This window comes from Echinicola strongylocentroti, assembly GCF_003260975.1.
GTDB classification, from domain to species: domain Bacteria; phylum Bacteroidota; class Bacteroidia; order Cytophagales; family Cyclobacteriaceae; genus Echinicola; species Echinicola strongylocentroti.
Genome location: NZ_CP030041.1, coordinates 5,621,717 through 5,637,101 on the forward strand (window position 1 = coordinate 5,621,717; position 15,385 = coordinate 5,637,101).

A 15,385-nucleotide genomic window follows, 5' to 3' on the forward strand; every position below is an offset into this window, starting at 1 on the left:
TTGATTTTTTGTTTTTATTGGAAGTTAAAGTAATTTTTGGCATTGTAATAGCAGATGTCCTGAACCATTTTCCCCAGCCATTTTTCATCTGCTGGCAGTTCTCCATTGGCCACGTCATTGCCGATAAGGTTACAGAGGGTCCTTCTGAAATATTCATGACGAGGAAAAGAGAGGAAGCTCCGCGAATCGGTAAGCATTCCCACAAAACAGCTGAGCAGCCCCATGTTGGAGAGGGTGTTCATTTGTTTTTCCATGCCATCTTTTTGATCCATGTACCACCATCCAGAACCAAACTGCACCTTGCCGCGAATAGAGCCGTCATTGAAATTGCCCGTCATCGTGGCCATGACTTCATTGTCGCGGGGGTTGAGGTTATAGAGAATGGTTTTGCAGAGTTGGTCTGTTTTATCCAGTTCGTTGAGAAACAGGGAAAGGGCTTTTGCTTGGCTGAAGTCCCCAATGCTATCAAAACCTGTATCTGGCCCTAGCGTATTGAGCATTCGTTCGTTTGTGTTTCGAAGCGCTCCCAAATGAAATTGTTGAGTCCAGCCTTTGGCGTGGTAAAGTCGGCACAGCTCCAATAGGGTGATGAATTTATAGTAGGCAGTTTCTTCCGTGTCCAACGGTTTGCCTGCGGTGACCTTTTTGAACAACACTTCAATATCAAAAGTACCAATGGGGAAGTGATATAGCTGTTCCAGTCCGTGGTCTGCCAAGCGGCCTCCGTTTTCATGGAAGAAGGCAACACGGTTTTCCAGTGCTGCTATCAGTTGTTCGTGGCTGTCGATGGTCATATTACTGGCAGCGGCCAGTTTTTCGAGGTAGGCGTTATAAACGGCCGGTTGCTCCACTGCAAAGGATTTGTCCGGGCGGAAAGTAGGGAAAAGCCCAATTGGCATGCCCTTATCAGAAGCCATTTTATGATACTCCAAACTGTCAATGGGATCATCGGTTGTGCAGACCGTTTCTACTTCCATGGAAGTCAGTAAGGATTGGGCGCTATGGGAATCTTTTTGTAACTGGTCTGTGGTCGCTTGATAGATTGCCGTGGCATTATCTGCAGATAACAATTCATCGATATCAAAATACCTGAGTAACTCCAGATGTGTCCAGTGATACAGCGGGTTTCTCATTGTATAGGGGACGGTATAGGCCCATTTCTCGAATTTTTCTTGGTCAGAAGCATTGCCGGTAATGTAATCCTCCTTAATGCCCAAGGTCCTCATGGCCCGCCATTTATAATGGTCACCCGCTAGCCATATTTGCGAAGTATTCTCAAATTTACGGTTTTCGGCAAGGTCCTTTGGGGACAGGTGACAATGATAGTCAATGATGGGCATCTTCTTGGCGTAGTCGTGATACAGTACACTGGCCATTTTAGATTGCAATAAAAAATCCTCTTGGATAAAGGTGGATTTTACTTTGGGTTCAGGAGTATGCATATATTTTATGTTTCTTGGGCAAAAGACAGTATGATTGTTGTGGAAATCATTATGCTATAATTAAGCGCTTTCACCCCAATGAAAATAAGTTTTCAAATTGAATTTCTTACGAAAAGAAATACCATGTAACTGCCTTAGTTTAGATTTTTTGATTCGACTGAGCGGCAAGTCATCACTTTAGGCATTGTGTAGTAATAATAGCCAATGTTTCCTGCTTTTGTAAGGAAAAAGTCCACTTTAATCACGGAATCGTTTTCGTATAAATCAGGTAAGTACAGACCAATGAATGCTTTATTGTTAAGTAAGTAGGAAGAGATTGGCGAAATCCCTTAAATTTGATGTGCAATAACCTGGAGCAAAGTGTTTTTATGAGTGGAGTAAATATCAAAAAATTGGCAGAAGTGTTAAATCTGGCGCCTTCTACGGTTTCCCGGGCCCTTAATGACAGCTATGAAATAAGCGAAAAGACCAAATTAAGGGTGCTGGAAATGGCCAAGCAAATGAATTACCAACCCAATCCATTTGCCCGTAGCTTGAGGGAACATAAGAGCAAGACCATAGCCATGATTATACCCGATCTGGTCAATAACTTTTTTGCCCAAGTGATCGAAGGCGTGGAGGAAATTACCCAGCAGTTTGGTTACCACTTATTGGTCTACCATACGCATGAAAACCTGGAGAAGGAAAAGGAAATTGTCACCCATTTGCTCAATGGACGAGTGGATGGGATCATGATGTCTGTTTCCCACCAAACCAAAGAAACGGAGCACCTGCTCAATGTTTATGAAAAAAACATCCCAATCATCTTTTTTGATAGGGTATGTGAGACCATCCCGACCACCAAGTTTGTGACCAATGGATATGAAAGTGGTTATGAGCTCACCAGTCATATGATAAAAGAAGGCTGTCAGCGAATTGCTTTTTTGTTGCTGTCGAGAGAAATTTCCATTAGCCAGCAGCGTCTCAGAGGATATTTGGATGCATTGAAAGACCATGGAGTAGGGGAGGATGACTCCCTCGTTCTGAAGTGTGAAAATTCCGATGAGGAAAATCACCGGATTATCAAACAGTTTTTATGTGGAAATGCTAAACCGGATGGTGTTTTGGCGGCTGTTGAAAAATTAGCCATCAGTACGTACTATGTGGCTCATGACTTGAAATTGGATATTCCCAATGAGCTCAAAGTGGCTTGTTTTTCGAATATGAAAATCGCCGATCTTTTAAACCCCAGCCTTACCACGGTGGCACAGCCCACGCATGAGTTTGGCCGCCAGGCTGCCAGTTTATTGATGAATAAACTTACCAAAAAAAATGCGCCTGACTTTGAAGACAAGGTGATTGTCCTACCTTCTACTTTACATATCAGAAAATCATCTAAAGCTTAAACCCGAAATATGCATTAGCCTATCTGTTTCGACCTTAAACTGCTTTAAAATCAGCCGTTTCACATTAGTTTTCGGCATAACCGTAGCGGTGCTACGCTAATGCCTCCAAACTAACTGATTTTCTTGCAATTTCAGCTCTCACTACGATTCCTAACGCATAATCCGGGTTAAACCTCCATTCCAAGACTTGGGATGCAGGTAAATATAAAACGCCAACTGAAACTAGTTCAGTTGGCGTTTGAGGTATTGGTGGTTTATAATGAGGTTAGTAGCCTGGGTTTTGAGGGAATGCATCGCTTCCACCCGCTACTCTGTCGATTTGATTTTGGGGAATTGGCCGGAGGATATGGGTGGGCTTGATATTTGGCGCACCTTTATCATTGTGCATTTGTACTCTTTCCACTAGGACACCCCAACGTACCAGGTCCATCCATCTCTTTTGCTCACCGAGGAGCTCTCTGGCCCGCTCTTCCATGATGAAGTCAAGGTCGAGATCGGTAGTGGCTATTTCCATTTCACTTTCCATTCCTGGCCAAGCAGCTCTACGCCTAATGACATTTAGCGTCTCTGTGGCTTCAGTGATTTTGTCCTGCTGGAATTGTGCTTCAGCCAGCAGCAGGTAGGTGTCCGCGAGCCTGAATGCAATATAATCCCTTACACCAGCACCCTGGGTTTTGTCCTGTCTTCCCGGATCCAAGTGCTTATTAAGAGTAGGATACAGCTTGTCGGTGTACATGCTTGGGGTGAGGATTTGATAGGGTTTGGTAGCCCGCTCAGCCTCTGGTATTTCATATCCAGGAATGTAGATCGCTGTGTCTCCTTCATTATAATTCACCGTGCTCTTACTGAGGTCAAATGTGGTGTTGTATTCGCCAGGAGTGTTGGAATAGAATACATCCTTGAATGATTTCTGGTAGCGGGCATCTACGTCCCGGTTTGCAAACACCTCATTGAGGGTGTATTCAGTAGGACGGTAACGCTTCCATGGTCGGCCATTTTCCACATCTCGCTGCATGCCTGGCTGGACATCATATTCCATGAGAAAATAGAGGTGGGTATTATTGCCGCCTCCATTGGTAAGTGGATCACTGGTGTACTGAATGCTAAAGATAACTTCATCGTTGATTTCATTTCCGAAAGCATGGACATCAGCAAAATCTGGTAGCAATTGGAAGCCATAATCGTTGATTACCTTTTGAAGCTGGGCTTCAGCATTGGCAAAATCACTTCCTTCTGCAACTTCTGAGTACCCTTTGGTAAGATATACCCACCCTAGCAAGTGTTCGGCAGCTGGCCGGGTGGCCTTGCCGTATTGCGATGCGCGCATCTCAGGTTCCAAGTCAGGTATAGCGGCCTCCAAGTCTGCAATGATCGCCGAATACATGTCTGCCACAGAAGAACGGCTTACCTCATTGGTAGGGAGTAATGTTTCGCTCAATTGGAGATCGACTCCTCCAAAATGTTGGGTCAATATAAAATAGTGATGGGCACGGATAAACTTCGCTTCAGCTACATATTGGGCTCTTAAGTCTTCTTCAATACCTTCTACTGATGGTGCCCTGTCAATGATGGCGTTACAGGTGTTGATACCGTCGTAAAAAAAATTCCAAACATCCGTGACGTGGCCATTTCGGGAGTCAAACTGCGAAGTGTATTCATTCATAAACTTCCAGCTACCATCGGATCCATTCGTATAGGTGTCGGTACCAAAAACGGTTAGGTTATTTCCCCTTTCGGTACCATAAAATGACCTGAAAGTGCTGTACGCTGAGTTGACCCCATCCCTGAGACCGTTCGGGGTATTCAAGTAATCATCACCGATATTGGCGATGACTTCTTCGTCCAGAAACCCTTCGCATGAGGGGAGTACAGTGAGTCCAAGGCCAATAGAGCAGGCTAATAAGACCTGTGAGAATTTATTTTTGAATCTATATCTTTCCATCTGTTTCATTGTTTTAAAGTCCGACAATTAAAATTTGGCATTGATACCAAAAGTAAAGGAGGTAACAGCAGGCGATATGTTGGCATTAACCTCACCGTCACCAGCACCTTGTTCTCCGTCCAAGTACACTTCTGGGTCTATCCCTTTATGTTTGCTTCGGTATTCGGCAAAAATGAAGGGTTGTTGGATACTGCTGTACAACCTTAAATTGGTCATGCCAATTTTTTCGGCAATTTTTGTAGGGAAATTATAACCAATATTGATGTTCCTTATTTTTATAAATGTGCCATCAAAGTAGGACATAGAGCTAGCATATTTTGGCCGCTCTTGGTTTTGGTTAGGCCTTGGGTATTCATTGGTAGGGTTGTCCGGCGTCCAATAGTCAATTGCCAAGTTGTTATATCGTCCAAATAAGCTGTTGAACTGGTCATGAAAACGGCTTCGGATCATGGATCCAAAACGCCCGTAGATGAAAAAGGACAAGTCGAAGTTTTTGTAGGAAAACCTATTGGTCATCCCCAGTACGAAATCAGGTACGGCAGAGCCAAGGATCTGACGGTCATCAGCATTGATCTGGCCGTCATTGTTGATGTCTTCTACCCTGATCTCACCGACATTGTCTTCGTAGGATTCTGCCAAGTCCGCTTGGTCTGTCTGCCAGATGCCAATTTTCTTGTAATCATAAAATACCGTAAGTGCTTCCCCTACAAAACGTCCAGCAGATATGTCATTCCCATTTGGAAGTTCCAGTATTTCTTCCCTGTTCCTGTTAAAAATAAAATCAGTAGTCCAAGTAAAATTGGAGTTGTCAATGTTTACACTGTTTACTGTTAACTCTATACCACGATTTTGGGTTTTACCTACGTTGGTGGTGTATCCGCCAAAGCCAATGGAGTTTGGAAGGGGTTGAGGGGCCAATAGGTCTTTGGTAGTGGTGACATAATATTCAAAACTACCACTGATTCTTCCAGCAATTAGCGAAAAGTCCAGACCGGCATTGAATGTAGTGGAAGTTTCCCATCTTAGGTCTGGGTTTCCTATCGTGCCCGGTCCATATCCAAAGGCTGGGCTATTTTCATAGGCATAGGTGCTTCTTCCAAGAAGGGCTTGGGTCTGATAGGGGTCTATTGCTTGGTTTCCGATGGAGCCATAACTTACCCTTAATTTCATCTGATCGAAGGTCTCGTTGGCTTTGAAAAAGGGCTCATCACTGATATTCCAGCCTAGAGCCACAGATGGGAAATAGGCAAACTTGTTGTTTTCTCCAAACTTGGATGATCCATCTGCCCGAAGGGTACCCGTAATCAGGTACTTCCCTTTATAATTATAATTTAATCTGCCCATAAAGGAGAGTAGAGCCCATTGTATCAGGTTGGTGCCGGCGCCAGTGATCTGGCTGGCATCTCCTAGTTGGTCGTATAATTGGCTTTCGGAGGGGATGCCCTGCACATTTAGATAGGTTTCTTCCAAATTGTCTTTTTGGATAGATTGCAGTCCTGTGAATTTAAAAGCATGATCTTCAGCAAATGTACGGTCATAGGTGATGATGTTTTCCAGCGTGTAGTTAAACCTGAAATCTTCATCAATACTTCCAGTTGGATCTCCCCCACGTCGGGCATTGGTTTGGGAGCCTGTAAATCTACCGTTTCGGTCTATGGTAATATCCGGGCCGAAATTCACGCGGTAAGTCAGTCCTTCGGTGATTTTCCATTCGCCATAGATACTGTTGAAGATCCTGTAACGTTTGGTGAGGTCTACGTTTGCTCCAGGTACGATTTCTGCTAGGGGATTGGTCCTTAATCCATCGGAAGTAGGTAGGAAGATAAGGTTACCATCTTCGTCATAAGGCTTACCGAGTGGATTTTCTTGCATTGCTCCTCCGATAGGGTTGAAGTCTTCTCCATTTCTTTCGCTGTAGGATACCAAAGTAGATGTACCAAACCTTATTTTGTCATTGATTTTGTGATCTACGTTGGCACGGAAATTATAGCGGGTAAAATCCTGGTTCTTAACGACCCCTTTGTCCTGAAAGAATCCTCCAGAGACGAAGAACTGTGTTTTTTCACTTCCGCCAGATACGGACACTTGGTGACTTTGGATGGTACCTGTACGGGTAAGGGCGTCGACATAGTCCGAAGTTCTTCCTTCAGCAATTCCCTCAAGTTCTACTGGCTCAAAGAGCGCCGCATCGGCCTCTGCGGTGGCAGGGCCTTCAGGGTAGTCCCCAGTGGCTCGTCTGGATTCCCTTTTATATTCGGCAAATTCCGGCCCATCAAAAACCTCAATAGTCCCTAGGGAGTTATTGAACCCGAAGTAGGAGTCTACAGAGACCACTGTTTTTCCGGCGGTACCCCGCTTGGTGGTGACCAATACGACACCATTGGCACCTCTGGAGCCGTAGATGGCAGTAGCAGAAGCATCCTTGAGGATTTCCATGGAGGTAATGTCGTTAGGGTTAATGTCATTGATCCCTCCTGCGATAGGGATTCCGTCAACCACGTATAAGGGTTCATTACTGGCATTGAACGATCTCCTTCCTCGTATCCTTACTTGAGGTGCAGCACCGGGCTTGCTTCCTGGTGAGGATACATCTACTCCGGATGAGCGGCCTTGCAGGGCTTGGCGGGCATCGGTAATGGGCTGGTCAGTGATTTCTTTAGCGCTTACAGAAGAAATGGCTCCTGTAAGTTGGCTCTTTTTTACAGATCCATAGCCCACGACTACCACTTCATCTAGATCAGATACATTCGGCTCCAAGGCCACGTCAATGGTGGTCTGATTACCCACTGTCATCTCTGTGGTATTGTACCCGATAAATGAAAACTGAAGGGTTTGGTCGGGATTTACATTAATGGTGTATTTACCGTCAAGATCAGTTGCTGTACCATTGCTGGTGCCTTTGATCAGGACAGCTGCCCCGGGTATGGGCATGTTGTTTTCATCTGTTATGGTGCCAGATACTTGGACATTTTGTCCAATTAAGGGCCCAGATAAGAGCAATAGGAATAGTATTATTCCTATGGATAGGTAATTTTTGCTTTGCATAGTTATTTGGTTTATTTGTTAATTGGTACAAGGGTTTCTTTCTTTCGAGAAATAGGTTATTTGTAAAATATTGTTCTCGAATAAGTTTTAAATTACATACACCATAGTACCTATCAAAGTTGAGTTTGTCTTTTTTTTACGGAATCGATTTCGTATACAGGTACATTGAAATCGATACTGATCGGTAAATAATGTATATAATTGGAATTATTTTGTGATAAATTATCGAATTGGGAATTTATCTTGATGTTGATTGATGACTTTGCTAACGTTAATGGTACTTTAGGGAGTTAGCGCATGATTGGCTGGGTGAATTTTTGCTAACGCGCTTAGGCAGGTTGACCGCAATGTATTGTTGATCACTAGGTGTATAAAACAAATTCAAAAAATATAGGGTGAATTTTTCCCGGGGCTTTGCGGTAGGTGATTGTAAAATTTGTGCACTGTTATTGTTCTACGTTGTTCCTTTTAGAAGCCTTAACGTCCAGGGTAAAACAATCCTCTTGACCCCTTCCTCTATTCCTTGAATCCCCAAAGCCCAGGTCGATCCAGGGCTTTGGGGATTATATAGGAAAGTGCGATAAGCCATTATTTGAAGGAATCGGCCTTGTGATAAGCGTTGATCAAGGCTTGCTCACCTTCCTTGCCGGGGGAAGCATTTCCGTGTTCCATACCTGAAATACCTTTGAACCCTTTTTCATCGATCCATTTGAAGACATTTTGGTAATTGATTTCTCCCGTTCCTGGTTCTTTCCGGCCAGGGTTATCGCCAATTTGAATATAGGCGATCTCCTCCCAGCAAAGCTCCATATTGGCGATGAGGTTGCCTTCATTTCTTTGCATGTGGTAGATATCATACAGGATTTTGACCGCAGGACTGTCCACTGCTTTACAGATCATATAGGCCTGGTTCGAATGCCTTAAATACAGGTGTGGATTATCACTTAGCGGCTCCATGACCATGGTCAGGCCATGTGGTTCGAAAACCTCGGCACCCATTCTATAGGCATCGATAATGTGAGCTGTTTGTTGGTCCAGCGGTAGGTTTCTTTCAAAATACCCCGGTACGACCGTCATCCACTTGGCATTGACGATTTTGGCAACTTCTACGGCTTTCTCACATTCTTTCACAAAGGCCTCTTTGTATTCTTCTTTACCAGTGGTGAGTGCCACTTTCCAGTTGAATCCAGGGTCGATCACGAAAACGCCCATGGTCATGCCGTTTTTTTCAAGGGCAGCACCGATACGTTTTTGGTCATCCAAGGATCTTTTCATGAGTCCATTGTCTTCCAATGCCGGGAAGCCTTGCTCGGCCATAAAGTTGATTTGATCTACAAAATCATCACCAGCGTGGTTTTTGAACATCCCAAAGTGGGGTGCATAATTTAGGTTAAAATCCCTTCGTACGGCCCTTTTTGATGGACTGCTGGCCAGTGAAACACCACTGGTCAAGGTAGCAAGGGCACCACTGAGCGCTGCATTTTTTAAAAAAGTTCTTCTTGGGTTTTGATGGTTTTTCATTTTGGTCTTAGCTTTATTGAGTGAGGTTAGATTGGGTTATGAAAATTAACAAAAGCCATCTAATATAAGGAGGAAAGAGAGGGTAGGCAAATAAATTTTTATGGAGGTGGTGATGTTTGATAATAAACGCTGTTCGAGTGACAAATAACGATTATTACCTCCTGCATCGAATGAGCGTAAGTGACGCCTTATAAAATTCCTTTTGGGAACTTTATATATGGGGGAGTGAGGGTATTGATAGGTACACTGGAGATGTATTACGACAATTGATGTCAAATATCTTCGATTGCTGTGTTGATCTATCCCAATCACTTGAAAATTTGGTACATTTATTTCTATCTCTATCAGAAGCGAAAAACATGAACAGAATTGACCGTCTCACCGCTATATTGACACACCTTCAGACCAAACGGTTGGTAAAAGCCCAGCAGTTGGCCGACCGTTTTGAAATTAGTCTAAGGACTGTTTATAGGGATGTGCGAGCGCTTGAAGAAGCAGGTGTTCCGATCATAGGCGAGGCTGGAGCTGGCTATTCACTTGTGGAAGGGTACAGGTTACCACCAGTGATGTTTACCCAAGATGAGGCCATGTCGTTTGTAGTGGCAGAAAAGATGGTCGAGAAGCTGACCGATAGAGAAAGTGCAGTACACTTTAAAGAAGCGATGTACAAGATCAGAGCGGTTTTGAAAAATGGCGAAAAAGCGATGTATGAGCAGGCAACGTCCTTTATTGCAGTGCGCAAGCGTCCCAATAGTCTCCAGCAATCCAATAGACCTAAAACTGTTCCTACCATTCTTTCAGGGGTGGTGAAGAAAATAGTGTTGGAAATGGAGTACAAAGCAATGGGGAAGGAGTCTCCATCAAAGAGGGAAATCGAACCGATGGGCATATATTACTATTTTGACCAGTGGTATATGATCGCTTTTTGCCGGTTACGTCAGGCTTATAGGACTTTTAGAATAGACAGGATACTTAAATTGAACGAAACAGGTCAGTGCTTTGAGGACAAGCATCCGTCATTGCAGGCTTATCTTAAGGAACTTGAGAACCAAAAGGAGCTTACCAAAATCGAAATCCAAGTGGATAAAGAAGTGGCTCCTTACCTCAGTGGTGATAAGTATGATTATGGACTTGTATACGAATCAGAGCAGGAAGATAAAGTCAGGATGACCTTTATGCTTCCCTATGAGAATGACTTTATCCGCTGGTATTGCATGTTTGCAGAATATGCAGATATCCTCTCTCCCAATGAAGTTAAGTTAAAAGCCAAGGATAAACTTCAACAAAAGTTGGCCAGGATTAAGAAATTGGGCACCCTACTGACATAGGGTTGTCATGATGGTTGTGTTTATTTGTTTATTATTCATCCTGGTCAATAACTTACAGCTATATGATTCTTGTATTTAAAACATCTTTGGGAAACGAGTCTGAAGTGGAAAAAATAGCTCCTGCATTGGACGATTTTTTAGGGAAGTCGGGTTCATGGAATGTTGATTTGGAAGATTGTGACAATATCTTACGTGTGGTGACAGATAGATTTGAGGTAAAGGAAATAGAACTAGTGCTTTCATCAAAAGGACATTTCTGTAAGGAATTGGATGATTGATCCCTTTTATATGGATGAAAGACTACTTTATTGTAGACCAATTATAAACCAGCAATCAATGAATGTCTGCAATGACACCAGTAAGCACAGCAATAGTAAATAGGTTCTCACAAAAACCACTGAAATCTCAGAAAAGCCTTATTCCATTCTGGGGCTTCTGCGCATTCGTTGAGAAATATAACCTACTGGCAACAAAGCGTATCATCAAAGACGGATAAAATCCACCAAAACAGTCAATGTTTCGCAGCCAAAGTCACTCAAAAGAGGGAGCTTAGGTACATGAAAAGAGAGAAACCCCCTTAACTAAAAAGGTATTAAAATCGGAATAAAGAAAGGACTGGATATAGGGGATATCTATCATTTTTTTAGAATCATTATTGGGCTATGGTTTTTGCAAATCCATAAATTTATTCAATTGATATTTATTTGGATTAAGTCTAAATAACTCTACTTTTGTAATGTTATCTATAATTAATCTAAATAATGAAAAGAAATATTACGCTATTTTTCGTTATGGCTCTGGCGGTGTCTTGCAGTAGTAAGCACGACCAGAAGCAAGAAAGCACAGCTACTGAGGAAGCTATTCCTAAGATCATCACGGCAGGCGGTACCATTACCGAAATTGTATATGCGCTAGGTCATGGTGATGCAATAGTGGCAACAGACCGGACCAGTACTTATCCCGCCCATATGCAGGAGTTACCCTCCATTGGCTACAGAAATCAAATCCAAGCAGAGGGCATTCTATCACTTAATCCTGATTGGATACTAGTGGAAGAAAACTACCTCAACAATGACGTGGTGACGCAACTAGAAAACAGCGGTAAGAAGGTATTTGTACTCAAAAATCCTCAATCTGCCCAAACAGCCACAGCACTCATTACGGAGATAGGCAAAATTTTCGAAGAAAAGGAAAAAGCAGATGAGCTAATCCGTCAGTTAAATAAGGATTTGGAAGCACTTAGGACGCTAAAAGAACAGAATAAAGAACAACCGAAAGTGGCCTTCATCATGTCCAGAGGACCTGAAATGGTCTTTTTGGCAGGGAAAGACACCTTTGCTGAGGCGATGATATCCATGTCGGGGGCAGAGCCTGTAGCGGTGGATTTCGAGGGGTTAAAACCACTTACTCCCGAGGCCTTGCCGGCACTTAATCCTGACTATATCCTTTTATTCGAATCTGGCTTTCAGGCAGCTGGAGGAAAGGAAGGCCTTCGGACGATCCAAGGGATTACGGCCACTACTGCCTGGAAAAAGGATCAGCTCATAGCCATGGATGGTCATTACCTGTCAGGTTTTGGCCCTCGCTTGGGACAGGCTGCGATCGATCTGTTTGAAAAAACCCATCCTTGATCATTAAACAGGGTTAAAGAAAATCCATCATCATGCAATTATCACTCAGCTATAAAACGGTAAGTACACACCGCCCGATGATCCTATCGATTACTGGGGTATTGTTGGTGCTTTTTGTGCTGCTTTCGTTGGTGACTGGTGCTTATACTATATCGGTACCGGAGGTATTACACATTTTGGGTGCTAAGCTCGGTCTGCCGGCGCAGGGTGTTGCTGAGGAAAAAATGGCTGTTTTATGGACCATTAGGTTTCCGCGTGTATTACTCGGCGTGTTGGTAGGAGGGAGCTTGACCGTGGCAGGAGCATGTCTGCAGGGCTTGTTCAGAAATCCATTGGTGGAGCCTGCTATTATCGGCGTCAGCTCAGGGAGTGCCTTATTTGCCGTTATTGTTATTGTGTTTTCTAGTTCCATCGGTTGGCAATTACGATCACTTTTTGGTGCATTTGCATTGCCTTTGGCGGCGTTTTTTGGTGGTCTGTTAAATACCTTTTTGGCTTACAGGCTTGCCAGCAAAGCCGGCAAAACCGATATCTCCATCCTGATCCTTGCCGGGGTAGCGATCAATGCGCTATCCGCGGCACTGATCGGGTTAGTAATCTACTATGGCGATGACAATGCCATCCGGAATTTTACCTTCTGGAGCCTTGGTAGCCTTGGAGGAGCGAGTTGGAACAAGCTATATATCGTTGGGAGCTTTATCATCCTTGCTACCACTGTGATGATGTCTTTTCCCAAATCCCTTAATGCTTTGGCGGTGGGGGAATCAGAAGCCTTCCACATGGGCATTCATGTGCAGAAAGTAAAATACCTGGTGCTCTTTTTTAGTGCATTGGCAGTAGGTGCAGGGGTTTCCGTGACAGGAGCCATTGGTTTTGTAGGACTGGTAGTGCCGCATTTGGTGAGGATGATGATAGGTTCGGATCACCGCACGCTCTTGCCAGTGGCATTTCTCCTTGGCGCCATATTGATGTTGGTTGCTGATATTGTTTCCCGACTTATTGTTGCACCGGCGGAGTTGTCCATAGGGATTATTACTGCGCTGATTGGAGCACCGTTCTTTATATCGATACTCTTGAATTTTAAACGTCAACGAATCCTATGATGGTCAGTGCCGAAAATATCCATTTCTGCATCAGGAAAAAACCAATTCTGGACCAGGTTAACATTGATCTGTTACCGGGAGAAGTGGTGAGCATATTGGGGCCAAATGGGGCAGGAAAATCCACTTTGCTAAAGATACTGAGTGGAGAAAAAAACTGTGAAACAGGTTCTGTTTCCATTAATCAGGTACCGCTGGCATCCATAAAACCGCAGCAATTGGCCAAATACAGGGCAGTGATGCCACAGCATTCGACTGTTAATTTTCCCTATACGGTAGAAGAGATCGTGGCATTGGGAGTACTGTCGCATGATGCCAATACACCTTCCCGGCAATTGATGGAAGAAGTGATGGGGCTAACAGGTTTAGGGCACTTGGGAGAGAGGATGATAGATGGGCTTTCTGGAGGAGAGAAACAGCGTGTACAGCTGGCCAGGGTGCTGTTGCAGATTTGGGAGGATAAGCCTTACGCCAGGTACCTGTTGCTGGATGAGCCTACTTCCAGTATGGACATTGCCCAGCAGCATCAGGTGCTACGACTGGTGAGGAATTTACGGAAAAAAAATATAGGCGTTCTGGCCATTTTACATGATTTAAATCTGGCAGCACACTACTCGGATAAGGTCGTGCTGATGAAAAACGGCTCGGTAAAAGCTTCTGGTCCTGTCAAAACCATTATGACTGCCGAAAACCTGTCGATGGTGTATGGCCATCCCATATCGGTGCTGACTCATCCCTTGGACGATGAGCAGGTCATCATTACCTCCGAAAGTACTGAATACGCAACATTAGCATCAATCAAAACAGCATAAATAATGACTACGATCATCAATACCGTACAAAAACTAAAGGAACAATATAAAACCCTTAAAGAAGAATACCCTAAAACAAGGATCCGCGAGGCGGCCAAACTCCTAGGTGTCTCTGAAGCAGAATTACTGGCCACTTCTATCGGCGAAGGTGTCGTGAGACTGGAGGGAAATTGGGCCGATTTTATCCTTCACTGCCGTGATTTGGGGCGAGTAATGGCGCTTACCAGGACAGAAGGTTGTGTGCTTGAGCACAAAGGGACCTTCCAGAAAATCAGCATTCACGGTTCGGCTCCACATCAAGTGGCCACGGTGATTGGCCCGATTGAGCAACGTATTTTCTTTAGCAACTGGAAATTTGGTTTTGCCGCTGAGATCCAAGGGGCAAGGGGCATGATGAAAAGCTTCCAGTTTTTTGACCAAGCGGGGGAAGCGATCATGAAAATCTACCTTCAAAAAGAAAGCAATGAGGATGTTTTTGAGCAGCTAAAAAATGAATACAAAGCCATCGATCAAATGGCCGATCTTGACATCGAAGCGATCCAAGCTCCTGAATACACGACTGACATAGATGAAGATAGCTTCAGGAAAGAATGGGAAGAAATGAAAGATACCCATGCCTTCTTCGGGATGCTCAAGCGGTACAAACTCCACCGTCAGGAAGCACTGCGAAAGATTGGCGACAAGTGGGCCTATCGTGTAGATCGGTTGGTGATAAGGGAAGTGTTGGAAAAAGCGGTCGAGCAGGAGCTGCCCATAATGGTTTTTGCGGGTAACCGTGGCAATATCCAGATCCATCAAGGAAAGGTAAAAAACCTCCGCCAAATCGATAACTGGTTTAATGTCATGGATCCGGACTTTGTAATGCACCTGAATGAAAATACCATTGATCAAGCCTGGGTGGTGCATAAGAATACAGCTGATGGGGTAGTGTCTTCCATAGAATTATTTGATGCTTCCGGAGAGCTAATAGCCCAATATTTTGGCCTTCGGAAGCCAGGTATCCCACAAAATGTCACGTGGAAAAAACTGGTGGATACCTTAAAGAGGATTTAGTTTGTAAGCATTTTTTATAATTGTCTCTTTACTTTTTAAGCGTTGTTTTGAACCCCCGGGCATACGGCCCGGGGCTCAAAAACTTATGTAGCAACAGAAGGGACCTAACATCATAATAAAATATAT

At 44.0% G+C, this 15,385-nt stretch carries 11 protein-coding genes; 7 read left to right on the forward strand and 4 right to left on the reverse strand.

Annotated elements, in window-relative coordinates:
* Positions 1–14: 14 nt before the first annotated feature.
* Complete coding sequence (gene uxaC, locus DN752_RS22360) at positions 15–1,442, reverse strand: glucuronate isomerase (RefSeq protein WP_112786037.1); 1,428 nt, start codon at positions 1,440–1,442, stop codon at positions 15–17.
* A gap of 338 nt (positions 1,443–1,780) precedes the next feature.
* Here uxaC and DN752_RS22365 point away from each other — a divergent pair, with 338 nt between their 5' ends.
* A complete protein-coding gene (locus tag DN752_RS22365; RefSeq protein WP_317048510.1) occupies positions 1,781–2,827 on the forward strand; it encodes a LacI family DNA-binding transcriptional regulator in 1,047 nt (348 codons plus the stop codon).
* Positions 2,828–3,092: 265 nt separating this feature from the next.
* On the opposite strand, the gene DN752_RS22370 is transcribed toward DN752_RS22365, so the two are convergent.
* From DN752_RS22370 to DN752_RS22380, 3 genes are all read right to left on the reverse strand, one after another.
* Entirely contained in the window at positions 3,093–4,769 is a 1,677-nt protein-coding gene (locus DN752_RS22370; RefSeq protein WP_112786666.1) for a RagB/SusD family nutrient uptake outer membrane protein, read from the reverse strand.
* A 27-nt stretch (positions 4,770–4,796) separates the two neighbouring features.
* Positions 4,797–7,814 carry a SusC/RagA family TonB-linked outer membrane protein gene (locus DN752_RS22375; RefSeq protein ID WP_112786039.1) on the reverse strand — a complete coding sequence of 1,006 codons (3,018 nt, stop codon included), beginning with the start codon at positions 7,812–7,814 and terminating at the stop codon, positions 4,797–4,799.
* 588 nt (positions 7,815–8,402) lie between these two features.
* Entirely contained in the window at positions 8,403–9,335 is a 933-nt protein-coding gene (locus DN752_RS22380) for a hydroxypyruvate isomerase family protein (RefSeq protein ID WP_112786040.1), read from the reverse strand.
* Positions 9,336–9,694: 359 nt separating this feature from the next.
* Here DN752_RS22380 and DN752_RS22385 point away from each other — a divergent pair, with 359 nt between their 5' ends.
* From DN752_RS22385 to DN752_RS22410, 6 genes are all read left to right on the forward strand, one after another.
* A complete protein-coding gene (locus DN752_RS22385; protein ID WP_112786041.1) occupies positions 9,695–10,663 on the forward strand; it encodes a helix-turn-helix transcriptional regulator in 969 nt (322 codons plus the stop codon).
* 62 nt (positions 10,664–10,725) lie between these two features.
* Complete coding sequence (locus DN752_RS22390) at positions 10,726–10,941, forward strand: hypothetical protein (protein ID WP_112786042.1); 216 nt, start codon at positions 10,726–10,728, stop codon at positions 10,939–10,941.
* 483 nt (positions 10,942–11,424) lie between these two features.
* A complete protein-coding gene (locus DN752_RS22395) occupies positions 11,425–12,294 on the forward strand; it encodes a heme/hemin ABC transporter substrate-binding protein (protein WP_112786043.1) in 870 nt (289 codons plus the stop codon).
* A gap of 32 nt (positions 12,295–12,326) precedes the next feature.
* Positions 12,327–13,397 (forward strand): FecCD family ABC transporter permease, encoded by a 1,071-nt coding sequence (locus DN752_RS22400; protein ID WP_112786044.1) that lies wholly within the window; start codon positions 12,327–12,329, stop codon positions 13,395–13,397.
* Positions 13,394–14,206 (forward strand): heme ABC transporter ATP-binding protein, encoded by an 813-nt coding sequence (locus DN752_RS22405; RefSeq protein ID WP_112786045.1) that lies wholly within the window; start codon positions 13,394–13,396, stop codon positions 14,204–14,206. The genes DN752_RS22400 and DN752_RS22405 overlap by 4 nt, the downstream gene beginning before the upstream one ends.
* Before the next feature lie 3 nt (positions 14,207–14,209).
* Complete coding sequence (locus DN752_RS22410; RefSeq protein ID WP_170134468.1) at positions 14,210–15,259, forward strand: hemin-degrading factor; 1,050 nt, start codon at positions 14,210–14,212, stop codon at positions 15,257–15,259.
* The last annotated feature ends 126 nt before the right edge of the window (positions 15,260–15,385 follow it).